The 25,962-nt window shown below is 41.7% G+C and carries 21 protein-coding genes; 12 read left to right on the top strand and 9 right to left on the bottom strand.

The features are described 5' to 3' along the window. Positions 1–17: 17 nt before the first annotated feature. From NG22_RS08700 to NG22_RS08670, 5 genes are all read left to right on the top strand, one after another. Positions 18–455, top strand: a complete 438-nt coding sequence (locus NG22_RS08700; RefSeq protein WP_157600948.1) for a GNAT family N-acetyltransferase — start codon at positions 18–20, stop codon at positions 453–455. A 2,477-nt stretch (positions 456–2,932) separates the two neighbouring features. Beyond that, complete coding sequence (locus NG22_RS08685; protein ID WP_157600946.1) at positions 2,933–3,172, top strand: GNAT family N-acetyltransferase; 240 nt, start codon at positions 2,933–2,935, stop codon at positions 3,170–3,172. A gap of 5 nt (positions 3,173–3,177) precedes the next feature. Next, entirely contained in the window at positions 3,178–3,474 is a 297-nt protein-coding gene (locus NG22_RS08680) for a GNAT family N-acetyltransferase (protein WP_253275721.1), read from the top strand. Positions 3,475–3,852: 378 nt separating this feature from the next. Further along, entirely contained in the window at positions 3,853–4,422 is a 570-nt protein-coding gene (locus NG22_RS08675) for a hypothetical protein (protein WP_053405385.1), read from the top strand. 28 nt (positions 4,423–4,450) lie between these two features. Next, positions 4,451–4,732 carry a hypothetical protein gene (locus NG22_RS08670; protein ID WP_053405384.1) on the top strand — a complete coding sequence of 94 codons (282 nt, stop codon included), beginning with the start codon at positions 4,451–4,453 and terminating at the stop codon, positions 4,730–4,732. A 683-nt stretch (positions 4,733–5,415) separates the two neighbouring features. On the opposite strand, the gene NG22_RS18205 is transcribed toward NG22_RS08670, so the two are convergent. After that, positions 5,416–5,541, bottom strand: coding sequence for a hypothetical protein (locus tag NG22_RS18205; protein WP_301280965.1), 126 nt, complete (start codon positions 5,539–5,541; stop codon positions 5,416–5,418). 281 nt (positions 5,542–5,822) lie between these two features. On the opposite strand from NG22_RS18205, the gene NG22_RS18125 reads away from it, so the two are divergent. From NG22_RS18125 to NG22_RS08635, 6 genes are all read left to right on the top strand, one after another. Then, on the top strand, positions 5,823–6,068 hold the full coding sequence (locus NG22_RS18125; protein ID WP_367379244.1) for a winged helix-turn-helix transcriptional regulator: 246 nt from the start codon (positions 5,823–5,825) through the stop codon (positions 6,066–6,068). Between the two features lie 82 nt (positions 6,069–6,150). Further along, complete coding sequence (locus NG22_RS08655; protein ID WP_053405383.1) at positions 6,151–7,236, top strand: ankyrin repeat domain-containing protein; 1,086 nt, start codon at positions 6,151–6,153, stop codon at positions 7,234–7,236. A gap of 107 nt (positions 7,237–7,343) precedes the next feature. Further along, complete coding sequence (locus NG22_RS08650; RefSeq protein ID WP_053405382.1) at positions 7,344–7,625, top strand: hypothetical protein; 282 nt, start codon at positions 7,344–7,346, stop codon at positions 7,623–7,625. A gap of 475 nt (positions 7,626–8,100) precedes the next feature. Next, a complete protein-coding gene (locus NG22_RS08645; protein ID WP_053405381.1) occupies positions 8,101–9,177 on the top strand; it encodes an efflux RND transporter periplasmic adaptor subunit in 1,077 nt (358 codons plus the stop codon). A 12-nt stretch (positions 9,178–9,189) separates the two neighbouring features. Beyond that, a complete protein-coding gene (locus NG22_RS08640) occupies positions 9,190–12,297 on the top strand; it encodes an efflux RND transporter permease subunit (RefSeq protein WP_053405380.1) in 3,108 nt (1,035 codons plus the stop codon). Then, complete coding sequence (locus NG22_RS08635; protein WP_053405379.1) at positions 12,294–13,646, top strand: TolC family protein; 1,353 nt, start codon at positions 12,294–12,296, stop codon at positions 13,644–13,646. Before NG22_RS08640 ends, NG22_RS08635 begins: the two co-directional genes overlap by 4 nt. A 378-nt stretch (positions 13,647–14,024) precedes the next feature. Here the strand turns inward: NG22_RS08635 and NG22_RS08630 are convergent, their stop codons facing one another. Next, positions 14,025–14,627, bottom strand: coding sequence for a hypothetical protein (locus tag NG22_RS08630; protein ID WP_053405378.1), 603 nt, complete (start codon positions 14,625–14,627; stop codon positions 14,025–14,027). A gap of 2,849 nt (positions 14,628–17,476) precedes the next feature. Next, positions 17,477–18,940 (bottom strand): M28 family peptidase, encoded by a 1,464-nt coding sequence (locus NG22_RS08625; protein WP_053405377.1) that lies wholly within the window; start codon positions 18,938–18,940, stop codon positions 17,477–17,479. Between the two features lie 145 nt (positions 18,941–19,085). On the opposite strand from NG22_RS08625, the gene NG22_RS08620 reads away from it, so the two are divergent. After that, a complete protein-coding gene (locus NG22_RS08620) occupies positions 19,086–20,153 on the top strand; it encodes a transglutaminase domain-containing protein (protein ID WP_082305030.1) in 1,068 nt (355 codons plus the stop codon). 111 nt (positions 20,154–20,264) lie between these two features. On the opposite strand, the gene NG22_RS08615 is transcribed toward NG22_RS08620, so the two are convergent. The 6 genes from NG22_RS08615 to NG22_RS08585 all read right to left on the bottom strand — a co-directional run bounded on the left by NG22_RS08615 (position 20,265) and on the right by NG22_RS08585 (position 25,863). After that, on the bottom strand, positions 20,265–20,846 hold the full coding sequence (locus NG22_RS08615; RefSeq protein WP_053405375.1) for a response regulator transcription factor: 582 nt from the start codon (positions 20,844–20,846) through the stop codon (positions 20,265–20,267). A 186-nt stretch (positions 20,847–21,032) separates the two neighbouring features. After that, positions 21,033–21,836: a hypothetical protein gene (locus NG22_RS08610; protein ID WP_053405374.1), complete on the bottom strand. Its 804-nt coding sequence runs from the start codon at positions 21,834–21,836 to the stop codon at positions 21,033–21,035. A 113-nt stretch (positions 21,837–21,949) separates the two neighbouring features. After that, entirely contained in the window at positions 21,950–22,753 is an 804-nt protein-coding gene (locus NG22_RS08605; protein ID WP_053405373.1) for a hypothetical protein, read from the bottom strand. 9 nt (positions 22,754–22,762) lie between these two features. Next, positions 22,763–23,566: a hypothetical protein gene (locus tag NG22_RS08600; protein ID WP_053405372.1), complete on the bottom strand. Its 804-nt coding sequence runs from the start codon at positions 23,564–23,566 to the stop codon at positions 22,763–22,765. A gap of 4 nt (positions 23,567–23,570) precedes the next feature. Next, positions 23,571–24,293 (bottom strand): sensor histidine kinase, encoded by a 723-nt coding sequence (locus NG22_RS08595; RefSeq protein WP_172674354.1) that lies wholly within the window; start codon positions 24,291–24,293, stop codon positions 23,571–23,573. Between the two features lie 709 nt (positions 24,294–25,002). Next, positions 25,003–25,863 (bottom strand): hypothetical protein, encoded by an 861-nt coding sequence (locus NG22_RS08585; protein ID WP_157600944.1) that lies wholly within the window; start codon positions 25,861–25,863, stop codon positions 25,003–25,005. Positions 25,864–25,962: the final 99 nt, after the last annotated feature.

Raw genomic sequence — 25,962 nt, 5'->3', positions numbered from 1 at the left:
ATTCCCATGAATAAGAAATGTTGGAGGATTTCTTGTATTGGGCCATTTTTCAGCCAGACCCTGGGAATATTATCCCCAGAAGTATCATTCACCAGCCTGCCGTAAGGCAATATATTCAGGATTTTGGCAGTAGGGCGCATGACGATTGCCTATTGGCAGAATTTGAGCAAGAAATTATTGGGGCTGTCTGGGTTAGAGTATTGAAGGATGGTTTCGGAAATGTAGATGATTGCAGTCCTGAATTTGCCATCGCAGTGAAAGAAAATTTTAGAAGGAGAGGGGTCGGAGCGCTTTTAATGAGAAGAATGATTTTTCGATTAGAGGAGGCGGGTTATTCCAAATGTTCCTTAGCCGTTCAGAAGAAGAATTATGCGGTTAAATTATATAAAAAGTTGGGCTTCCAAACGGTTAGAGAAACAGAACAAGAATTTGTGATGGTGCTACAATTGGGGTAGAGCGTGTTTAAACGCCAAAATTCGTAGCGAAAATTTGATTATTGCAGGCGCGATACCCGATTATTTTGAGAGAATAGCATCGCTCTTGTTGAGGAATTATCCAAAATCGTTTCCAATAATTCGAGTTTGCAGCCGGATGGTCTGCTTTTAAACACGCACTTAATTCCATTAAATTTGAGCTGAACATCCCAAACCTTTTGGAAATTATCCTAAAGTTCACCGATAGATATTTGAAGCCCAATACACCCTTCTATCTTTATATAATGCAACACTTTCTCCTTCTTCTTTTCATTTCTCCTTCTTCTTTTCATTTTTTCTTGATAAAAAACGAAACAAAAAACCAAGGCGGTGATCAATGTTGGCGGGAAAATGTCCCGGCTGTTGGAATCCATCAAGACGACATTTGCGAAGAGCTGTAAACTAGCTAATGATCAGTTGAAATGTCGCTGTGATGCATTCTAATTCGACAACCTAACCATTCTCCTTACGCCCATTGATCAAGGCCGTCCTGTTGGATTGGAAATTTCTTCACTATATTTCGAAAACATCACTTATGGCTCATCGATGCCCCTATTCTAAAAAAACATTCGAGCACATTAGGGACATTCGTGGCTAAAATCATCACTCCTAATCCTCAAAAACTAATTAGTGGAATTGGGCTAATCCGTAGTTCCAAAAATACATTCCTTGAACCTTTCTTTTCATTTTTTCTTGATAAAAAACGAAACAAAAAAATCAAGGCTGTGATCAATTTTGGCGTACCATCGAACCTGCTACCGGAATTCATCAAGGCATTATTTGGGTCATTTCAGAAATAGATTTTAATGTAGTGGAAATAATGCTGTGATGACTTCTTATCGGCAGCAGATCCTATGGATTTTCGCCAATTGATCAAGGCCGATGTGTAGTAATGGAAAGTACCGCAGCCACCCAATCCACAAAAGCAACCTTACAATAATTCGTGTAAATTAGTGTAATTCGCGGTTAAAAAAATCTCTCCACCGTTCCAGTACGAAATGAGCAATAGGAAACAAAAACTCACCACGGGTCTTAGCGTCCTTGCTATGCCCCAAAATCGAATGAGCCTCCGCTCATAAATCCACTTCATTATGTTGCTTCATCCCTTATCTCCTGAGAGCCATTTCTAAAACCCATTGCCAGAAACAGGCATCCCAAAACACCCTGCAATCATTTTGCAATGCAACACTTTCTCCTTCTTCTTTTCATTTTTTCTTGATAAAAAACGAAACAAAAAACCAAGGCGGTGATCAATGTTGGCGGGAAAATGTCCCGGCTGTTGGAATCCATCAAGACGACATTTGCGAAGAGCTGTAAACTAGCTAATGATCAGTTGAAATGTCGGTGTGAAGCATTCTAATTCGACAACTTAACCATTCTCCTTACGCCCATTGATCAAGGCCGTCCTGTTGGATTGGAAATTTCTTCACTATATTTCGAAAACATCACTTATGGCTCATCGATGCCCCTATTCTAAAAAAACATTCGAGCACATTAGGGACATTCGTGGCTAAAATCATCACTCCTAATCCTCAAACACTAATTAGTGGAATTGGGGTAATCCGTAGTTCCAAAAATACATTCCTTGAACCTTTCTTTTCATTTTTTCTTGATAAAAAACGAAACAAAAAAATCAAGGCTGTGATCAATTCTGGCGGGAAAATGTCCCGGTTGTTGGAATCCATCAAGACGACATTTGCGAAGAGCTGTAAACTAGCTAATGATCAGTTGAAATGTCACTGTGAAGCATTCTAATTCGACAACCTAACCATTCTCCTTACGCCTATTGATCAAGGCCGTCCTGTTGGATTGGAAATTTCTTCACTATATTTCGAAAACATCACTTATGGCTCATCAATGCCCCTATTCTAAAAAAACATTCGAGCACATTAGGGATATTCGTGGCTAAAATCATCACTCCTAATCCTCAAACACTAATTAGTGTAATCCGTAGTTCCAAAAATACATTCCTTGAACCTTTCTTTTCATTTTTTCTTGATAAAAAACGAAACAAAAAAATCAAGGCTGTGATCAATTTTGGCGAGCCATCGAACCTGCTACCGGAATTCATCAAGGCATTATTTGTACCATGTCAGAAATAGATTTTAATGTAGTGGAAATAATGCTGTGATGACTTCTCATCGGCAGCAGATCCTATGGCTTTTCGCCAATTGATCAAGGCCACTGTGTAGTAATGGAAAGTACCGCAGCCACCCATTCCACAAAAGCAACCTTACAATAATTCGTGTAAATTAGTGTAATTCGCGGTTAAAAAAATCTCTCCACCGTTCCAGCACGAAATGAGCAATAGGAAACAAAAACTCACCACGGGTCTTTGCGTCCCTGCTAAGCCCCAAAATCGAATGAGCGTCCGCTCTTTATTCTGCCTTTTGGGAAAGAAGAGGAGTTGTAGTTTATGTTGATTTCCATATATTGTCGCTTAGAATAAACCTCAATCAATGACTATGAGCTATTTCCAGCAAGAAAGCGAACGATTACTTTTTCGGAAACTCCATTTGGAAGATATTCCTTCCTGGGAAGCATTTTTCATGAATAATGATCGCTTGCCTTTTCTGGGATTGGATCCCGGCAAAAGCCCGAAGGTTTTGGCGCAGGAGTGGGTGGAGAAGCAGCTGGGCAGATATGAGGAATTTGGATTTGGTCATTTGGCAGTAGAGTTGAAAACTACGGGGATTTGATCGGTATGGGAGGTATTTTGCCTCGTCCTTATCAGGATCGGTTGGAATATGAGGTGGCCTATTCCCTAAAACCGAAATATTGGGGAAATGGATATGGGACAGAGATTGCCAAGACTATCAAGCAGTGGGGGATGGAAAATTTGGAGACAGATAGACTCCTTTCGCTGATCCATGTTGAAAATAAAGCTTCTGCTCATGTGGCAAGGAAAAACGGAATGCAGGTTTTGTTTGAATTGGAGATGATCGGCATGCCCTTGGTCGTTTATGGTGTTCCGGTGAATGGGAAAGAAGCGGAAGTTTGATTATGAAAAGAAACGGACATGCAGGTCTTAGCACGTTTATCCAATTTATTCACTACTAGATTTATAGTGAAGATCTTAAGGGTTTGTTGCTAGTGTGTTCCGGTGGGATTGCTGGTTTTTAACTGCTTATATTTGGCTAAACTTGCTTTATCCTCATTAATTTGCTTCCTTGGATAATACTCAAAACAGGGAACTATTCCTTCATTTTTTTCGCTTTGTAGCTAGCTAGATGAGGACTGAAACATGCTTTAATCGGCTTAGATCTTATTCGGGAAAGGGGAGGCTTGATCCAGAGCCATATATAATGCAAGCTTTTTTTATGATATGGCCGTTATTTGAAAGATAAATGCGAACTTTCGGAAACTTAAAAAAAGAAATATGCTGGACTTGAGTATGATCGGTTTTCGTAATATCGAGGAGGGAGTGGAGTTGATCGGGCAGATAAAAAAGAAAAATATGGAAGCCTTTTCGGTCATAGCAACAGCAATGATGAGCCGTCAAGCAGTATTACAATCTTTTGCGAACAAAATAATTGCTGAGCTTGGGGCGCAGTGTATTCCCTTGCTCCATTATCTATTTTTCGTTTTGTGGTCAGAAGGGCTGGTGATATTAGAAAAAAAAAGTGAGCATATTGCTGTTTGTCTGTATAAGAAAGAAGTGAATCGATTGCCCCGATTATTTGCTGCGGTAAAGAAGAATCGTAAAAAAGCCATTAATGTATATATCAGAGGTGTCCGCTTGGGTAGTGTTAAGGTCTTGGCTCATGCTTTGGCCTACGGTTGGGAATCAGTAGGGGTGAAGTTGGATCAAAGGCAGGCGGATTATTTTTTTCTGCATACTATGGCTTTGCTCTATACCGTGCAGGAATGTGTAGTTTCGGAGGATGAGGAGGAGCAGGGAGATGAAGCTGATTTTTTAGACCTTTTGGAGCCGGATATGGTTTTGTGATGCTGGATTTAGAATAAAAAAGTAGTTTATGAAATACATCTCACTCAATACCCAATTTGATAATACGGAAAACTGCGGTTTTGCCGGGTTTCATCTTGCACTTATTGAAAAAAGAGAGGAGGGTTATTTTTTAAAAATTGACAAAGCCTTATTCAAGGGAGATTTTGCCTCAAAGGAAACGGCTGAAGGGAGTTGGATGGAATCCGTTTTTCAGGATTGGAAAGGAGACGAAATCGTGCATCGCTTTCGGGTGGTCATAAAAGGCAGGGATTATTATTTCTATTGGGAAGACAGGCATTTGCCTACTTGAATTCAGATGATTAGAATGTATCGAGGAATAGCTCATGCTTGCGGAATCTTTTGGTTCAGAAGATCAACTACCCTCCAGGTAGTCGCGTCAACGGAGTTTTGCTATTGGCCAATGATCAGGTTGCCGTTCCTAATGGCATAAGCCAAGAAAGGAGTAGCCGTCTTCAAGAGAGTGTCTTCGAGCCTGCGGGCTTCCTCCTCAATTCAATAGGATTGATTTTTTTTACTACTGCCTGATCGGCGAATTTTTTTTCCTCATAGGAAAATCCTGTCCGCGTTTTGCCTTTTACGATTAATTCTCCATTGCTTTTTCGGGCTTCCAATACCAAGCTCGTGGAAGGGCAAACTGCTACGCTGGCCTTACCTGCCTCATAGAATCTGGCAAATAAGTTTTCAGGGATCTGTTTCTCCGGAAAGTGTACATTGGGCCCTGACCACCAACCAGGGAAATGGCCTCATAATCAGCGGCCGATAATGCGTCGATTTTTTTCGTATTCTCAAGTAATTGGAGGAATGAGGGGATATGCTAAAATCCCAGACAGATGATATTAGGGGGGGATATCCACTATTGTCCAAGGGTATGGAAAAGGTGTCTCTTTCGATTATACCATCATGAGTAGAGGCAATTTCTACCTCATAGCCGGCTTCCTGAAAAACACGCATCGGATGCGTTAGTCCTGCAGACTAAAAGCCAATTGGCCAGGTGGTTTGTGTGGAAATAGCAGGGCTGCTGGTCACCATAAGCATTTTTCCTTTGATCGACATGCCCTGCGCATGAATATAGTGGTGATTTGCTTTGATTAACGTCATTTTATTAGATTTTTTCAGGAGGATGATTGCTTGTCTATGGTCTGGGGGAGAGGATTGATTTTTGCCTTTATATTTGAATAAAATTAGAAAATAGACTTACCTTACACTATATGATTACCCAATCGATATATACTTGCTTTTTGGGGAGTGATGCTGTAAATCAAGTTGTTACAGCTGAGTTTCTCTACGATAATAAGCTTTGCCATAAGCCGGTTGAGTTTACACTGGGTCGTACAGGTGGTATCTGGGAAATGCCCATTCTCTGACGGTTAAAGGATAGAATCATTAGATTTGGTGAATTGGAAAAAAACGTTGCCCGCATAACGGATAAGATATTGACCGGTCAATTGCGCCAATTGGAGCGGGAGGGATTTATTCATCGGAAGCCGTACCCGGTGGTTCCCTTCAAAAAAGTGGAGTATTCTATTTCCGACAAGGGAATGACCGCCATCCCCATCATTGAAGCCATTCGAAATTACGTATTGGAATTAATGGAAGCCGAAGGGGTAGGGGAAAAGAAAGAATGAGGAAGTTGACGCAATATTTGGGTAAAGCCATATGTCGGTGTGGTGTTTATTTTAATAGATAATTTTAAATATAATTCAGACTATGATTAAGTTGTTTCATTATTTATTGGCTTTCATTTTTGGCTTATTGATGGCTTGTGAAAATGCCAAGCCAACGTCCCCGGAAGAGTCACCTTTGGAGGAGGCGGAGAGCCTTAGGACTGCTTCTGGTATGCCCGAGCTTCATCAGGCCGTGATGGACAATCAAATCGATAAAGTGGAGGCTATGTTGAAAAATGGCGCCGATGTAAATCAACTGGATCCTCAAATGGGAAATGCACCATTACATATTGCAGCACAGTGTGATTCTCCTGAAATGATCGCTCTTTTATTAGCGCATGGTGCTTTTGTGAATTTACATACACCACGCGCTGGACATACTCCCTTAATGGTGGCTTGTTGGTACAGTAAGGGAGAAAATATGAGAGCATTGTTAAAGGCCGAGGATATTAATATTTATGCGCGATCACCACATGGCGGTGCGATGGCGAAAAATATGATTGGAGGAGGAGATAAAAATCCGGATAAAAATGATGTTGCTCGAAATACTGCCTTATTAAAAATTCTAGCGGACTATGAGGCTGAACTGAATCAGCGTATTGCGGATCAGGAAATTTATCAGGTAGTCATTGATCAGGAACTGAGCCTGAAGGAAAAGGAAAATAAAGTGAAGGCATTGATAAATAGTGGCGCTCCCGTGAATACGGAGTCCATGGTGATTGGTAGCGGAAATGATCGTCACTCCGCACTATTGGTGGCATCACGGGAAAATTACCCAAATATAGTAGAAATGTTATTGGAAGCTGGAGCAGATATCGGTCAGCGAGGCTATATGATGAATGCCATTCCATTTCATAAAGCTGCCTATAAAGGAAACCCTGAGGTAACTCGTTTATTGGTGCAGCACCCCGACGCGATGAGATTTATAAATGATCAGGGACTTAATAATGGTTATACACCATTGCATGATGCCATTTGGCATGGAAATACAGCGTCAGCAAAGATTTTGGTGGAAGCTGGGGCAAGACTCGATTTGAAAAATTATGAGGGAGATACTCCCCTTGATTTGGCTAGGCGCTATCAGTATGAAGATATTATAAAGTTCATTGAAGCTTTTCAAAGCAAATAGATAAGGAAGCGGACAGTGAGGCTCGTCCGCTTTTTAATATCCGGCTTTCCACGAGGAATGTAAGGTAGCTGATGCTCCTTGTCGGTGGGAATTTTTAATTTCGCCAAATGAAATACATCTCACTCAATACCCAATTTGATAATACGGAAAACTGTGGTTTTGCCGGGCTTCATCCTGCACTTATTGAAAAAAGAGAGGAGGGTTATTTTTTAAAAATTGACAAAGCCTTATTCAAGGGAGATTTTGCCGCAAAGGAAACAGCTGAAGGGAGTTGGTTGGAATCTGTTTTTCAGGATTGGAAGGGAGACGAAATCGTGCATCGCTTTCGGGTGGTCATAAAAGGCAGGGATTATTATTTCTATTGGGAAGACAGGCATTTGCCTACTTGAATCCAGATGATTAGAATGTGTTGAGGGAAAGTTGTTGAAAAATTAAAATGACAGGGGTTCTATGGTGTGTCTTAACCGTTTTGTTAATCATGTTAATCGGAAATTTGGCTTTGTTAATTTCCTGTAAAGTATAGTGTTAGTATTATAAGTAGATGGACTATTGAAATCTGTATTTCAAATTAGGTAGGTTTTTCTCTGGTTTCGTTTATGACCTTTTTTAGGGATTTAGCCGAATTTATTGCGCTGATTTTCTGGATGTAAAATTTTCAATGTTCACGATTTATTTTAGTGAGATCGAGATTAGAATAGGGTTAGGTTTGCGAAATTAACATTTATTTAACTATTTTCCATTGCGCATTAAAGGGGGATTCGTTTGTCTTTATGTGAGGGTGGCCGCTATATTTGTAAGTGAAATCGATTTCGGGTCTGAATGGTCAAATCCGGATCGAAAGCTAAATCCTCCTTTGTTAGACTAATGAAAAAACGGTTAAAGTGGACCATCCTCGGGGCGGCAGCCCTAGTGGTAGTGGTAATGATTTCTTATTCAAGAGTAGCCCGGTTTTGGGAAGAGGGAGACTTGTCTCCTGTTGCCGAAAAGAAAGCAGAAAAGGTATTGCCTGTCCGGATCATGATTCCGGAAAAGAATACGATAGATGATATTTTCAAAGTGGCTGGATCCGTGATGGCCAATGAAAGTGTGGACCTTCGATGTGAATCCTCAGGAACGATTACCGCCCTGCATTTTCAGGAAGGGCAGTATGTGAAAAAGGGGACTTTACTTTTGGAGACCAATAATGAGGATTTGAAAGCATTATTGAGTAAGCAAAAACATACGCTGGAGCTGAATCAAAAAACATCAGAACGCCAAAAGCAATTGTTGGACAAGGAGGCTATTTCCAGAGAGGAATATGAAATTAGTATGAATGAGCTTTTCGCTATTCAATCTGATATTCAGCATACCAAAGCCTTGATTCGCAAGTCTCAGATCTATGCGCCCTTTAATGGGAAAATAGGTTTGCGCTTTGTCAGTGAAGGGGCATATATTGATAATAATGTGGTGGTGGCCAGTCTGTTTAATATGGATGTGGCTAAAATTGAGTTCTCCGTTCCGGAAAAATACGCATTAGAGATGCGTCCGGGGAAGAAAATTTACTTCACAGTCGCTGGGCAGACCCAACGATTTGAAGCAGTGGTATATGCACAGGAATCTAATATCAAGGAGTCCACGCGTTCTTTGAAGATCCGCGCCCGATGTAGCCGAAACAGTGATCGCCTGATTGCGGGGCAATTTGCCAACATTCAGGTGGTGTTGAACTCCTTTGAGGAGGCGATGTTATTGCCCACCTATGCGGTAGTGCCCGAGCTTGATGTACATAAAATTTATGTGCTCAACGGGGGCGTTGCGGAGGAGCGTGAAGTGGAACTCGGGGTTCGCACAGAAAATAAAGTACAAATTCTTTCCGGTTTGAAATCTTCTGACCGGGTGATCATCTCCGGACTTCACCAGATAAAAGACGGGATGAGGGTTTTGGTAAAAGAAGTGGACGCTTAAAAGAGGGAAGCCATGAGTTTATCAGCAGCAAGTATTAAGCGCCCGGTTTTGGCCTCGGTGATGTCCATCATCATCATCATCTTCGGAGTGCTGGGTTTCAGCTTTTTGGGGGTGCGGGAGTATCCGGTAACGGATCCCCCGATTGTGAACGTGCAGACCTCCTATCCGGGAGCGAATGCGCAGGTGATTGAGGCACAAATTACGGAGCCGATTGAGGAGCAACTGAACGGGATTCCCGGAATTAAGAGTTTGACATCAACCTCTCTGGAAGGGCGATCCAATATCAAGGTAGAGTTTGAACTGGGGATGGACCTGGAAGCCGCCACCAATGATGTGCGGGATAAAGTATCTAGTGCACAAAGGCGCCTGCCGAAAGATTGTGATCCGCCGGTAGTTCGAAAGGCCGATGGAGATGCCGATCCGATTGTGTTTCTGAATATGAGTAGTGAAAAGCGTTCCCTGTTGGATTTGAGTTATTATGCCGAATCCGTGATGAAGGAACGTTTACAAACCATACCGGATGTGGCCGAAGTGCAGATCTGGGGTTTCAAGCAGTATGCAATGCGTTTGTGGATGGATCCGGACAAGATGGCCGCTTATGGTCTGACAGCTCTGGATGTTTATGATGCCTTGCAAACCGCCAATGTGGAATTGCCATCCGGAAAGGTAGAGGGAATGACCACCGAATTTGCCGTGAAAACGCAGGGCCGATTATCTAGCCCGGAAGAATTCAACGATCTGATTTTGTTTGAGGATGAAACAGGGGTGATCCGTTTCGGAGATGTGGGAACAGCAGAATATGGTCCGCAGTCCGAAGTGGCGGTTTTGAAAAGAGATGGCGTGCCGATGGTAGGTTTGGTTTTAATTCCACAGCCGGGAGCGAATGCGATTGAGATTGTAGATGAATTTTATAACCGTCTGGAAACCATTGAAAAGATTATTCCGGAGGATTTGAAGCTGGATATCGGTTTTGATAAAACCAAATTCATCCGACGGTCTATCGGGGAAGTGCAGGAAAGTATTTACTTCGCCCTGGCCCTGGTAGCACTGATCATTTTCGCCTTCCTGCGGGACTGGAGATCCACGGTGATTCCCTTGACCACTATCCCCATTTCCCTGATCGGTACCTTTTTCATGATGTACATTCTGGGGTTCTCCATCAACGTACTGACGCTCCTGGCCATGGTTTTGGCCATTGGGCTGGTGGTGGATGATACCATTGTCGTGCTGGAAAATATTTATACCAAAATTGAAAACGGCATGCCTCCATTGCAGGCCGGCCTGAAAGGTTCCGGGGAGATTTTCTTTGCGGTAGTCTCCACCACGGTGGCTTTGGTATCCGTATTTTTGCCGATTATTTTCCTGGATGGAATGATCGGACAGCTTTTCCGCGAGTTCGGCCTGGTGCTGGCCGGTTCGGTGATTATTTCTTCTTTTGTCGCCTTGACTTTCACGCCAATGGCTTGTACCAAGTTGTTGAAGAAGAAGCAGAATCCTGGTTGGTTTTATACCAAAACAGAGCCACTCTTCCTAAAGCTGAACGATTGGTATGCACGTTCTTTAAATGCTTTTATGCGTTATCGCTGGCAGGCGTTTCCCATTTTGATTTTGAGCATAGTGGGTTTGGTGTGGCTGAATGGAGAAATTCAGCAAGAGCTGTCCCCTTTGGAGGATCGGGATACCTTCCGGGTGAGCTCCACCGCCATGGAAGGCGCCACTTTTGAGTATATGGATGATTATATTGATCGGGTAGAAGAGGCCGTTCGGGAAGAAGTGCCGGAAGAAAACCTGAGAGGTATCGTGTCTATGGCTTCCTCGGCCTATGGTTCCGGTTCGGTGAATCAGGGCTGGGCCAGGGTTTATCTTAAGCCCTCGGACGAGCGTCCGGATGATCAGCGGGATTTGGCAAGAAAAGTAGCGACTAAACTCTATACCATGTCCGGTGCGAAGTCCTTCGTGCAGCAGGATCCTTCCATCAAAATTTCCGGTGGAGGAGGTAAGAATGATGTCAATTTCGTCTTGCAAGCCACCAGTATTGAAGATATGGTGGATAAATTGCCGGACTTTATGGATGAGTTGAATGGTCGGGAGGAGTTTAGTTATACAGACATTAACCTTCGATTTAATAAGCCGGAAATTCATTTGTCTATCAACCGGGAAAAAGCCATGAATATGGGTGTTTCGGTTCGTGATATTGCTTCTACTTTGCAGTTGGCATTGAGTGGGCAGCGTTACGATTATTTCCTGATGAAAGGGCGACAGTATGAAATCATTGGGCAGATTATGCGGGAGAAGCGTAGTTCCCCGACAGATGTCCGGTCCTTATATGTGCGCAGTCAGAAAACCGGTGAATTGATTCAGCTGGACAATGTGGTGCATCTAAAAGAAACCTCCATGCCACCGAAATTATACCGCTATAACCGGGCAATTTCCGCCACTGTCTCAGCGAATATGGCCGAAGGCTATACCATGGGTGATGGCCTGGAGATTATGGAGGATATTGCCCGACAGACTTTGGATGAACGATTCACCACCAGTTTGGCCGGTAGTTCGCAGGAATTTAAGGAAAGTATGCGCAACCTGCAGTTTGCCTTGCTGTTTGCCATTATCCTGATTTACCTGGTGTTGAGTGCGCAGTTCGAAAGTTTTATTGATCCTTTGATCATCTTGCTGACGGTGCCACTGGCCATTGTTGGAGCTTTATTTGCCATTTGGTATTGCGGACAAACGCTGAACATTTTCTCTCAGATCGGAATCATTATGCTGGTGGGGCTGGTCACCAAGAATGCCATTCTGATTGTGGAGTTTGCTAATCAGCGAAAAGAGGAAGGTATTCCGTTTTATGAAGCGATTGTCGGAGGGGCAACTGCCCGTTTTCGTCCGGTATTAATGACCGTTTTGTCCACGGTATTGGGAATTATCCCCATTGCAGTAGCCACGGGTGCAGGAGCCGAAAGCCGTCAGGCCATGGGGATTTCCGTAATCGGGGGCATGTTGTTTGCCTCCATTTTGACGCTTTATTTAATCCCGGCTTTCTATAGCTATTTCAGTAAAAAGAGAAATAAAACCGCCGAGGCGCTGAAAGCTTTGGAGCAAGAAGAAATGGAGATGAAGGCATGAAAAAATTGATTTTAATATTGGCGGTAACAGCTCTGGCCTTCCGGACATATGCTCAGCCACAGGTGGAGGAACTGGACTCCACCGGTATTCGCCTGACATTGCAGGAAGCCCTGCTGATTGGCCTGGAGAATAACTTTGAATTACAGCTTTCGCGTAATGGTCAACGCTTGTTAACCAATGAGGTGGCTTTGGGGAATGCCGGATTTTTGCCCAGGGTAAACCTGAACGGCGGACTGAATGGGTCGGTGAATAATACCGAACAGGCTTTCCATGACTCGGAGCGCGATGCCAATACCATTTACGGAGCGCGTTCGCATCGTTATAATGCCAATGTTGGCGTAGAGTGGCGATTGTTCGATGGTTTGCAAATGTTTGCGGCTTATGATCAGCTACAGGCGCTCGAACAACAGGGGAATTATAATTTGCAGGCCGCCATTAATGCAAAACTGGCAGAAATAGGCAATGTATTTTTGGCCCTGGCTTTAGAAGAGCATAAGCTGGGCGTCATTAAGGAGAAACAGGCGCTGTCCGCTTTGCGACTGGAAATATCTGAAAATAAGTACTCCATCGGAAAGGCCTCCCGTCCGGAGTTTTTGGCCGCTCAGGTGGATTTTAATGCGGACCGTTCTGAGGTGGTGCGGCAAATTGCGGTGATCAATAATTTGCGCACTGAGTTGAACCGCCTGATGGGGATTCCGGATTTGCAGTCCGTTTATGCGGTGGCCTTTGAGTTTACTTATCTGGAGGATTTGAGTGTGGATCAGATGCTGGAGAGTGGCTTGAATATGTCACCAGAGCTCATGGCTGCTCATAGTCAGGAAACCATTGCTTATTTGGAGCGGAAGAAGGTATTGGCAGAGCGCTATCCAACCCTGGACGCGAACTTATCCTACGGTTATAATCGGAATGCCTCTCAGGCCGGAGTAATGGCTTATACCCAAACCATGGGTTTTGATGGCGGCTTAACTTTGCGCTGGAATATTTATGGAGCCGGTGATGTGAAGCGAAAAATTCAACGGGCGAAGATTGAACAGGAAAGTGCAGCCATTGCGCTGCAGGATCAACAGCAGCTTTTGGAATCCAATATTTTGAGAAATTTTCAGGATTATAGCAGCTATGTGGTTTTGGTAGAAGTTGAAAAAGATAATGTCGAAGTAGCGCGTGAAAATACGGAATATATGTTTGAACGCTATAAAATCGGGAAGAGCTCCTTTGTGGAATTAAGGGAGGCCCAGCGTTCTCAGGCAGAAGCAGCTATCCGGTATTTGGAGGCGGCCTATCTGGTAAATCAGAGCCAGATGGAGCTCAAGCGCCTAACCGGGGAAATTGGTGCCTTGGTGCAGGAATAGAAAAAATAGTCCTTAAGCCGGATTATTCATGCTTAAATCCTCGTTTAGCTGTAAGGCGGAAAAAATGAAGGAATAGTTTCCTATTTCGAGTTTTTTCCAACGAAACAGATGAATGAGGAGAAAGCAAGCTTGCCTAAATTTGGGCTATTATAATTTAAAGAAAATAAGCTTTAAAGAACGGAAAATAAGTCATATACGATTAGTTAATTAATATAGCGGTGAATAATTCGGGTTAATATAATTTATGGGAGCACAGGCTAATAGTTTGTGGTCCCTTTTTTAAGTCCAAAAAAGTACCCGCAGGAATTTTCCCGCGGGTCAAAAAATATACACCTGTTAAGTATTTTGTACTGAAACGATCTTACAGCTTTATGTCACTTATTTGATGGCCTCCCATTGATAGCCCTCACCATCCCAGAAAAGCACTCCTCCGCCCTGCACTTCCTCAGAAGCGGAAAGTTTAATGGCTGCAGTCTGTAAAGATTTATCCTCTACTGAATCAGTGCTGATAGCTGTCTCGGTCACTACGAGAGAATCAGCGATCACTTCCGTGCTTGCCACTGCTATAGAATCGGCAATTGCTTCCGGAAGGGTATTCCCTGCCTCCAATATGGTGAAGGAAGATACCCAGTTTAAATCCTCAAATTCCTGAATCGGGCTGTTCTTATCAAAGAAAAAAGTGGTTTTGGCACTATCGTTATGAACAATGTAAACCCCTTTGATTTGTTCTCCCTCCATAATGAGCGCAGCCAAATCCTCCTGTTCGTCTCCGTTGAAATCCGCTCTTAAGACAGCGCTTTCGTTTATCGGCAGGCTATCGGGAATAATGCTGACTTCCAAAGAGGCCTTCAGAACTTCGATCTCCTGGCTTGGAGTGGTTGCGGTAACCGCTTCAGGGGTCTCAGTCGTTTTCTCACTTGCTTTGTTTTCGCAGGCCACAAAAGCCATTGCAGCAAACATAAAGGCAAATAAATTTTTCATAGTTTAAATAAGTAGGTTGATATGATTAAATCAAATCTAAGAATTTTTCGTAATTATCATGTCATTTTTTGGATAAATTTCAACTCATTTAATAATTTTTTAATGCGTTAAATGATTGAAAATGAGCCGAAATATTGGTTTATGAGCCACAATAGTTGATTTTTGAGTGAATCTATTTGTGTAATTTTTGGTCAAGATTTTGTAGTTTTTATTAAGAAATATCGTTTTTTGTGCTTCATTCTGGTGAGATTCTTTCCCGCGAATGACCCGAATTTTCACGAATGGTGTTTTCTATATCAATGTGGGCTCCTTTGTTGAGCATTATTAACCACGAATTTCACCAATTTTCACGAATTATTTTGTGTTTGCTTTTGGGGATGTGGTTGGCTGGGGTACTCTCCATATCAACAGCCGGCCTTGATCAATTCCGGTAGCATGTTCGATGGCTCGCCAGAATTGATCACAGCCTTGATTTTTTTGTTTCGTTTTTTATCAAGAAAAAATGAAAAAGGATAGGGGGTTTTAATATGAAATGTTAGAAGGTTGTTTTTGGTTTCGAATTTCTATCCGTGAGCTTTGGGTTTGATTTGCAGAAGGTTAGGGGTGAATTTAGTGGATTTATGAGCGAACGCTCATTCGATAATGGGTCTTAGCGAGGACGCTAAGACCAGTGGATAGGACGTTAAGACCATTATTAGGGCTGTTGTTGAGCATTATTAACCACGAATTTCACCAATTTTCACGAATTATTTTGTGTTTGCTTTTGGGGATGTGGTTGGCTGCGGTACCCTCCATTTCAACGGCCGGCCTTGATCAATTGGCGAAAAGCCATAGGTTCTGCTGCCGGTAAGAAGTCATCACAGCATTATTTCCACTACATTAAAATCTATTCCTGACATGTTACAAATAATGCCTTGATGAATTCCGGTAGCAGGTTCGATGGCTCGCCAGAATTGATTACAGCCTTGATTTTTTTGTTTCGTTTTTTATCAAGAAAAAATGAAAAAGGAAAGGAGGTTTTAAAATGAAATGTTAGAAGGGTATTTTTGGTTTCGAATTTCGTTCGGTGAGCTTTGGGTTTGATTTGCAGGAGGTTAGGTGGTAAATTTAGTGGGTTTATGAGCGAACGCTCATTCGGGAATGGGTCTTAGCGAGGACGCTAAGACCAGTGGAGGACCAGGAGTGATGATTTTAGCCACGAATGTCCCTAATGTGCTCGAATTTTTTTTGATTATGGGCATTGATGAGCCATAAGTGATGTTTTGGAAATATAGTGAAGAAATTTCCAATCCAACAGGCCGGCCTTGATCAATTGGCGAAAAGCCATAGGCTCTGCTGCCGGTAAGAAGTCATCACAGCATTATTTCCACTACATTAAAATCTATTCCTGACATGTTACAAATAATGCCTTGATGAATTCCGGTAGCAGGTTCGATGGCTCGCCAGAATTGATCACAGCCTTGATTTTTTTGTTTCGTTTTTTATCAAGAAAAAATGAAAAAGGATAGGGGGTTTTAATATGAAATGTTAGAAGGTTGTTTTTGGTTTCGAATTTCTATCCGTGAGCTTTGGGTTTGATTTGCAGAAGGTTAGGGGTGAATTTAGTGGATTTATGAGCGAACGCTCATTCGATAATGGGTCTTAGCGAGGACGCTAAGACCAGTGGATAGGACGTTAAGACCATTATTAGGGCTGTTGTTGAGCATTATTAACCACGAATTTTACCAATTTTCACGAATTATTTTGTGTTTGCTTTTGGGGATGTGGTTGGCTGCGGGCCCCTCCATTTCAACGGCCGGCCTTGATCAATTGGCGGAAAGCCATAGGTTCTGCTGCCGGTAAGAAGTCATCACAGCATTATTTCCACTACATTAAAATCTATTCCTGACATGTTACAAATAATGCCTTGATGAATTCCGGTAGCAGGTTCGATGGCTCGCCAGAATTGATCACAGCCTTGATTTTTTTGTTTCGTTTTTTATAAAGAAAAAATGAAAAAGGAAAGGAGGTTTTAAAATGAAATGTTAGAAGGGTATTTTTGGTTTCGAATTTCGTTCGGTGAGCTTTGGGTTTGATTTGCAGGAGGTTAGGTGGTAAATTTAGTGGGTTTATGAGCGAACGCTCATTCGGGAATGGGTCTTAGCGAGGACGCTAAGACCAGTGGAGGACCAGGAGTGATGATTTTAGCCACGAATGTCCCTAATGTGCTCGAATTTTTTTTGATTATGGGCATTGATGAGCCATAAGTGATGTTTTGGAAATATAGTGAAGAAATTTCCAATCCAACAGGCCGGCCTTGATCAATTGGCGAAAAGCCATAGGCTCTGCTGTCGGTAAGAAGTCATCACAGCATTATTTCCACTACATTAAAATCTATTCCTGACATGTTACAAATAATGCCTTGATGAATTCCGGTAGCAGGTTCGATGGCTCGCCAGAATTGATCACAGCCTTGATTTTTTTGTTTCGTTTTTTATCAAGAAAAAATGAAAAGGGATAGGAGGTTTTAAAATGAAATGTTAGAAGGGTGTTTTTGGTTTGTAGAAGGTTAGGGGGCGAATTTAGTGGATTTATGAGCGAACGCTCATTCGATAATGGGTCTTAGCGAGGACGCTAAGACCAGTGGAGATGACGCTAAGGCCAGTGGAAACCCGTAGAGATACCCAAATACCAGTGGAGAGGAAATGAAATTGATAACGAAACCTTACCATTTATACACCGACATTTGTTTTATCAAAAAAAGAGATCAGACCTTCAGGTCTGATCTCATAGTATCCAACGCTTGTTTAAAAACGAAGTGTTATCATTAGAGTAGGGCTTGTACTAACGCCCTAATAAACTGGCACCGATTAAAATCCATACAGCTTGTTTCCGGCATTTTCATATTTATCGCCGCTGGTCCAATAGGGACGTTTTTTATCATTCCCAATCAGCTGCCCACTATAGATGAAAGCCTTAACGTATTGGTTTAAATATTCATAATCCATATTTTCAGGATTATCGGCCTGCTGGTGATAGTACTTAGTGATTTCTTCATCGAAGCCAGTAAAGCCAAGGCTCAACATGGGAGCGGGAATTCCCTTTTGTGCAAAGCTTACGTTATCTGAGCGATCAAATAAACCAAAATTTGTAGGATCCTTTTTGGCAGTAAGGTTAAAGGTTTTTGCTGCTTTTACAAAATGACGTTCCGCCGAAGTTCGGTGTAATCCAATAACCGTAATGGTGCTTGGGTCATTTAGTCCGCCACTATCATTGTTGAGTACAAAGACACTGTTCTCCAAAGGAATTACAGGATGCTCCACATACCATTTACTTCCCAAAATGCCCTTTTCTTCTGCAGTTAAAAATAGGAAAGCCGCAGATCTTTTCGTTGGGGTCTTGGTCATTTGTTCTGCCGCATTCAGTACGGCTAAAACTCCGGAGCCATTATCTCGGGCGCCATTATAAATAGAATCTCCTTCGGCATTAGGTAAGCCCACTCCGATATGATCATAATGCGCCGTATACAGGACGAATTCATTTTTTAGCTTAGCGTCCGTCCCCTCTACAATGCCAATAACATTTTTGGATTTCACTAAAGTCATTTTCGGGAGCGTCACCTCCATTTCAATTTCAAAGATGGTTCCGGGGTTCATGTCCACCACTCCTGCATCCAATTGTTGCCACACTACTGGAAATTCTTCCACGGCGGTGGATTCCAGTTGTAGTTTGTCACTACTATAATGATGATCCAGTTTATCCCAGTCTTTTGCATCTCCGGAATATAGTTCTACCAGGGCTTTTGCCCCTTTTTGTTCCGCAAGGGCCTTTTTTTGTTGCATGGCACCCATATTGCTTCGCAAATCGCCCGATTCGCCGTTTCCGGCAAGGGTAATGACCACTTTGCCTTTAATGGCTGTATTTTCAAAGTCTTTTTCGCTTCCATAGCCTAAAAAGATCGCTTCCTGTTGACCGGAAATACGATTAGCTGAAAATGCCAGACTGGCGCGGGCCTCCCATTTTTCTGCGCTCACTTTCGCAGTAGGTGCCGACTTTTTATAAAGGAGTACTTCCTGGAAATAGCCGGAAGTTCCTGTTTTCGGACTTTGAACGCCAAAGGACTGCATGGTGGCCGCCAGCCATTTGGCGGCAATGTCAATCTCAGGAGTGCCAACATCTCGTCCTCTGAGTTCATCGGAAGCAAAGAAATTCATTTGGCCTTCCAGCTTCACCGGATTAACATCGATGTTTTTGGGATTGAATTGCGCCATGGAAGGAAATGCGCAGCTAAAAAATAAAAACAGTAAGGCAAATGCCTTTATTGACTGAAACATAGAAATGGTAATTTTTTTGTAAATATATAAAAGCCGTGTGGTTCTTCTTCGTAATAAATTAGCATAGGGTTATTTTCTGTTTTAGCCCTGTTATTTTTAATATTAGTGGCAGGAAAAAACGCTGGCAGACATTAACCTTAAGATTATGAAAATATACCGGAACTGTTTTTTTGCTTTGGTAATCCTCTTCTCTCTGCTGGCAGAAAAGGTTGCGGGACAGGATAAATCCCCATATGAAGCCCGGGCAAGAAAGGAAATTCAGCAAATTTTGACCCAGATGGATTTTGGGGAGGATAGTCTCCGGGCAGCTTTTGAATGGGTGGCTAAAAACTATACCTATGATTTGGCCTTTTTAAGGGCGCCCAAAACGTATGAGAGTAATTATCATCTGGTTTGGGAAGCTTTGAAAAAGCGAAAAGGGGTCTGTCAGCATTATGCGGAGACTTTTCATTTGATGATGGAAGAGTTGGGGTATCCGGCCTATGTGGTTTCAGGCTATGTGCTGGATGAAGGGAAATTTCGTTTGGATCTGGGACATTCCTGGAATGCAGTGAAAACGGCTGAGGGATGGTTTTTATTTGACCCTACCTGGGCCTCCGGCACCGTGGATGAAAGAGGATTTCATCCGGAGTATCAGGCGGAATGGTTCCGGCAGACTGCGAAGCTATTTTTTGATAGGCATATTCCCTTTGATCCTTTATGGCAATTGACGGATAGCGTTTTTTCTCATCAGCAGGTAATAGCAGGGATGGAGGGGCAGAGGCCTACATTGTTTTATCCGGTTGCTGAAGTTTGGGGGCGATATGAAGTAACTTCAGTGGATTGGAAGGAACAGGAGGTAGCCCGTATTCGTAGCGCTCAGCCGGTCAATGAATTGACAAAAACTCACCTGAAACGTATGGAAGAGCAGCTCAGGGTGCGGAAATATAATGTGGATGCCGCCAGCATGAATACGGCGGTGGAGATGCTCAATAAACAGATTGAAGAGTTAAATGCCTTTTATCGGAAACTGTCTTCAGGAAAAGTAGCAGTGGAAGATCAGCATAAGGTGATGTTGGCGGCCTACCAGCAATTGGAGGCGTTGTCAGTGCAAATGAACGGGATTCAAACAGCGGAACCGGTTCTTTTGGAGCAGCTAAGCTATAACCAGCAAGTGCTGAAAGAAGTCATGAGTAGGTTGGAGGGTGATATGCGGAAAATGAATGTGCCTTAGTAAATTAGCTTTCCTCCAGTAAATCGGATTTTTTCTCGACCAAACCCATTTTGATATTTTCCGGAATGAGATCATGGCGGTATCCCTGCATGACCAAACCGGCAGAATTCCTTACCCCAACTTTTGCATCATATTGTTGCGGTGGTTTTCAATGGTTCTGGAACTCAGGTTAAGGATTTGACTGATGTCCTCAGTAGTGTATTCCAAACAGATAAAACCCAGAATCTCTCGCTCTCGCTTCGAGATCGTGAATTGGTCCATTTTCTTCGTGCTCTTATCTTTATTGGCCTTTTTTAAAGCCTCTTTGATGTGCTCATTGTGGTAAAAGCCCCGCTGATAAACTTCCTCAATGGCTTTGCCTAATTCCTCCGGGCTACGGTCTTTAAGGATATAGCCGTGAATGCCCATTTCCAACATATGTGCAATCATTTTGGGCTCATCATACATCGTTAAAGCAATGATCTTGGATTTTTCGTTTTTTTCCAAAATGATCTTGCTCGCCTCCAGCCCGTCCATAATAGGCATTTTGAGGTCCATCAGAATGATGTCTGCGGGATCTTCCAAGGCCTTCTCTACGGCCTCTTTTCCATTTTCTGATTCCCAGGCCAAAGTTAGATTGTCGTGGTTTTCAATGAAAAAGCACAGTCCTTTGCGGAACATGGTGTGGTCGTCGGCTAATCCGATTCGAAGCATGTTAAAGTGGGTTAAAATTAGGCTTTAGGTAACTAAGTGTCAGAATAGGGTGAATATACAAAAATATTGATTTTTATTCCGGACTGTTTGTGGATTCTTTTATTAAAATTTTATGAGTAGGCTAAAAAGCAATCGATTATTGACTTTTAGATTTTGAAAAAGCCCAAGTTTCCTTGGGCTTAATTTTTAATGGATGTTGTCGTTACAAGGAGGGCAAGGATTTGAGAAATCATATTCTGAATTGATTTCTGCATTCACCATTCTTAAATTGGATAATGCAGCCGCATTTCTATTCAGATGAATAATGGTAGCCGCTTTTACAGCGAAAGCCTCACCGCCCAGATCAAGCTCATTTTCCTGATGTTGCCCTAAAATCAGTGAAAATTGGCTGATGGTTTCCGGAAGCTCATACAATCCCAAATGGGTTAAGCCATTGTCCTGAATAGTAGGATAGTTGGCCTCCGGCATTGAGAAATAAGCCACTCTTTCTTGCGTAGCAGGATTGGTGAATTGCTGCAGGATGGCCGATCTTTCGGTAGCTGCCAGGGTGTTTTTCAAATTATTAGACATCGCTACAGAAAGTAGGCCTGTTTTTTCAAAAGCCTGGCTTCTCTCCTTGAGTCCGATGGATTGTTTTGGGGCTTCACTGGCGTATAAGGGGAAGAAAGCGCCTTCTCCTTTTTGTGCTAACCAATAAAATTCCAAAGTACCGGCACTAGATCTGCTCAGCGCAGGGAAGAATCGGAAATCTCCTTTAGTCGCATAAAGAGCGGCAATGTTTTCTGTTTCGAGTGTGAATGCGGTATTGGCAAAATCAGTGCTCGCCAAGGCTGTGCTTACCTCTTCCTCTGGAAGGGTAGTCCATCGGCTTTGGTCGATGATGGCGGTTTCCTGGTTAAAGGTGGTGGATTCCGCTTGTTTTGCTTCCTCTGTGCTGGTGCAGGAGTAGAGGAAGATGATAAGGAGTGTAAGTAGGTTGAGTTTTTTCATTTTGAAAAAAGTGAATTTAAAAAGTTAAATATAAATCCATTCTTTAAATAATGGAGATGATTAAGTTTTTAGGAAGAGAGTAGGAAATGCCCAAGTTTCCTTTGGTTCAAATTTTATTGGAGGTTGTCATTACAAGGAGGACAAGGGTTTCCAAAATCATACTCTGAATTAATTTCTGCATTCTCCATTCTTAAATTGGACAATAAAGTCTCATTTCTCTCCAGATGAATAATGGTAGCCGCTTTTACAGCGAAAGCCTCACCGCCCAGATCAAGCTCATTTTCCTGATGTTGGCCTAAAATCAGTGAAAATTGGCTGATGGTTTCCGGAAGCTCATACAATCCCAAATGGGTGAAACCATTCTCCTGAATAGTAGGATAGTTGGCCTCAGGCATTGAGAAATAAGCCACTCTTTCCTGGGTAGCAGGATTAGTGAATTGCTGTAGGATGGCCGATCTTTCGGTAGTTGTCAGTGTGTTTTTCAAGCTATTGGACATCGCTACAGAAAGTAGGCCTGTTTTTTCAAAAGCCTGGCTTCTCTCCTTAAGTCCGATGGATTGTTTTGGGGCTTCAGCGGCGTATAAAGGGAAGAAATTGCCTTCTCCTTTCTGTGCTAACCAATAGAATTCCAAAGTACCGGCATTGGATCTGCTCAAAGCAGGAAAGAATCGGAAATCTCCTTTTGTCGCATAAAGAGCGGCAATGTTTTCAGTCTCCAGTGTAAATGCGGTATTAGCAAAATCAATGTTCGCCAAGGCTGTGCTTACCTCTTCCTCTGGAAGGGTAGTCCATCGACTTTGGTCGATGATGGCGGTTTCCTGCTTGAAGGTGGAGGATTCCGCTTGTTTCGCTTCCTCTGTGCTGGTGCAGGAGTAGAGGAAGATGATGAGGAGTGTAAGTAGGTTGAGTTTTTTCATGATAATAAATTATTGGATCCCGGCATTACACGGCGGGCATGGATTGGCAAAATCGTATTCAAGGTAATTTGATTGAGTTGAACTTAAATTGGCTGTTCGAGACTTTGTTGAAATATCTTCTCTACTTAATTTAAGGATTGTCGTAATCTGAATTTTATACTCAGTTCCTTCTAAGTTTTCTTCTCCTTTCTCGTGTAAACCAAACTGAATACTAAATTCTGTAATACTTTCAGGCTGATCATATGCACCCAAATAAATTTGATCTCCTACAATTATTGACGGGTAATCCTTTTCAAACATTTCAAAGAGTTCTACTCTGTCATTACTCTCCTCGTCATTAAATAATTCAATAAATTTTTCTCTTGCAACGCTGTTTAGGCGTTCCTTCAAAATGGCCGACATTTCTTGGGTTAAAAAGCCTGTGTTTTCGAATTCCTGTGTTCTGATCTTAAGAGGAGAAACTGTCTCATCAATGGGTTCTGCATATAGTGGATAAAAATCTCCATCCCCTTTTTGTGCAAGACAGTAGAACTCAAAATTTCCATCATTTTCGTTTAGAGCAGGATAGAACTTAAGGTTTCCACTGCTCTTATAGAGGTTTAGTATGTCAGAGGCTTTGAGTTTGAATTGAGTGTTTGTGAAATCAATATTTTCTATTGTTTCACTAATATTATTCGCTGTCTGTCCTGTCCATTGGGCAATTCCATTTTTAGCAATATTTTGATCAAAAATGTTATGAGTAGGATTAGTTTGGTCAACTTTCTCGCAGCTCAATATCGAGAAAAGGCTTAGGTAAATGAATAGTTTTTTCATGAAATTATAATTTTATTGAGTTTTTAGAATTAAAATATATTTTTGCACCAAAACCGTGAGGTTTTATATTTATGTATTCCACTTTACCATTCATCAATGAAATTCTACTTTCAATAGATTTTAATCCTAATCCATTAGTTGGATTTTGAAGCGATTTTGAATGGTCAACACCAATCCCATTGTCTTTATAATTTAAAACGGAAATATCCTGATTGATATTTAAGGAGATTTCAATTTTATTTGCATTAGCATGTTTTAGCGTGTTGTTAACTAGCTCTTGTATTATTCTGTATATTCCTAATTGCTCCTCTGATTCTAATATTTGTGTTGATTTATAATTGAAATCAGCTTTTATAGTGGTGTTGTTAATTGGTTTAAGAAAATTTTGAATTGCTTCTTCTAATCCAAACCTTTCAAGCGCAACTGGTTTTAGATTTTGAGAAATACGTCTAACAGATATTATCGTATCGCTCAAAATGTTTTTTGCTTCTGCTGCTAATGAAATAGTGTTTAGGTTTTCTTCGGTTGATAGTATTTGATTAATGTAAAGCCTTGATGTGGAGAGCATAGCTCCTATTTCATCATGAAGATCTTTGGCGATTCTTTCTTGTTCAGACTCTTGAGCTGCTACTGAGGCTTCATGTAGTTTTCTATGATGATCTTTCTCAAGGTTTTGAACAAGTTCTTTACTTTCAAATAGTCGTCTTTGGTAAACAATGAAAAACATGACTATTACGCAGCTAATAAAGAACATCCCTACAACTACCAATATTATGATGCCGTATAATTCTAATTTCGGGGAGTAATCCATAGTGCAACGCCAAATAAAATGTATTTAATGATATCTAAAAATACATTGATAGTCCAAATGTTTGTAGCGGAGTCATAATCATTCATATTAATAATGTTGCCTAGTGCAAAAATAATCATAGTACTTGAGTTGTAAAGTAATACTCCTGTACAAACCCAAAATATGGGTGAGTTTTCTAGATTTTTTTCATTTAAGTTTTGGATTAGAAAGTAAAAGTTAGAAAGGACTAAATATATTAAGAAAAGGTCTCTAATCAAGGTAGAATACGAATTCATTTGATTACTACCCTGAATATAGATGTAGTTAAATGCGGTGAAAAAAATACATATTATGCATAAGAATAATGTTGTTCTTTTATGCAAATTAGAGCTTTTATTTGTTGTAAATAATCTAAAATAAAAAATTAATTCACAAATTATTACAAAGGGAACGTATTTTAAGTTTTCCATTCCAGCCACAGAGGTGTATAAAAAGAAGCACTCAGAAATAAAATAAAAGGTTGTTAAATAAAACAACCTTTTTTGAGTGAGCTCCAATTTATCCCTTCTGATGATTCCTGTCAGCACAGGGAAAAAAGCGAAAAGGGGAATTGATCTGAATAATAATTTAAGGAGCATACGTTTTTTTAATTTACTCCAGCGCTACAAGGAGGGCATGGGTTTGCAATATCATAAACCCCGTTTTGAGTAGGTTCTTGAGCTACTGACATTGCCATGATTTGCGGTTGGTTATCCTGGTTTGCAACGGCATCTAGTTCCTTTTCAATTTTCACATGGATAATGGGGGTAAAAGATACCATATTGGCGGCCTCCTTATTTAAATCTTTCCCAAAATAGATGTAGATATTGAAGTCATCAGCGGATAGTCCATTCAATTGGTTGCGGATGCCTAAACCCACCTCTTCATTATAGGTGAAATGCTCCACGCGGCTATAACGCATTTCCTTGGTCTCCGGATCTTCGTATTCAACCATAAACTGATCTGGCATGGTCGTGTCCGGCATTTTCATCCAGTTGTCGGTCCACATTTCCATGAATTCTTTGGGGAAATTCCCGACCGTCTTTCCACTAATCTTTTGTCTTTTTCCCTGAAAGAAATTCAGTTTGAAATAACTTCCTTCTTCTCCTTTGCAGGCATCGCAAAGTTCCATAACCGGCTTCAATGCCACAGCACGGTTTTCTTTTTCGTTAGCCTCATTCTTTTCCATGCCCAGGTGAATTTTCACGATGGCATGGCGCTGGATGGCCTTCAGGAAATCGGCTTTTTGATTTTTGGCCAGTTGATAAGATTGTCTTTTTTCATAGCCATAGCTTTCCTTTGCTTCTGTCCGCATAGAAGAAGCATTAAGCGTGGCTTTAGTCGACTTTACAAGCTTATTGAAGTGTAAGGCGTTGTCTACTGCATTGCTGTCAGCGTCAAGCCAGCTTGCTTTAAGCTTTTTTACATGGCCGGGATTCATCCCCAAATAGGTTGTTTCTTTTTCCATTTTTAATTGATAGCAAAAATAATTTTCAATCACATACTAACCTAAGTGGTTAGTGATGCTAAAATAGAAAGGAAAAGTTGGACTGGACAAATTAAGGTT

Source organism: Persicobacter sp. CCB-QB2, from assembly GCF_001274635.1.
Taxonomy (GTDB): domain Bacteria; phylum Bacteroidota; class Bacteroidia; order Cytophagales; family Cyclobacteriaceae; genus Persicobacter; species Persicobacter diffluens.
This window is presented reverse-complemented; position numbering and strand designations above follow the sequence as displayed.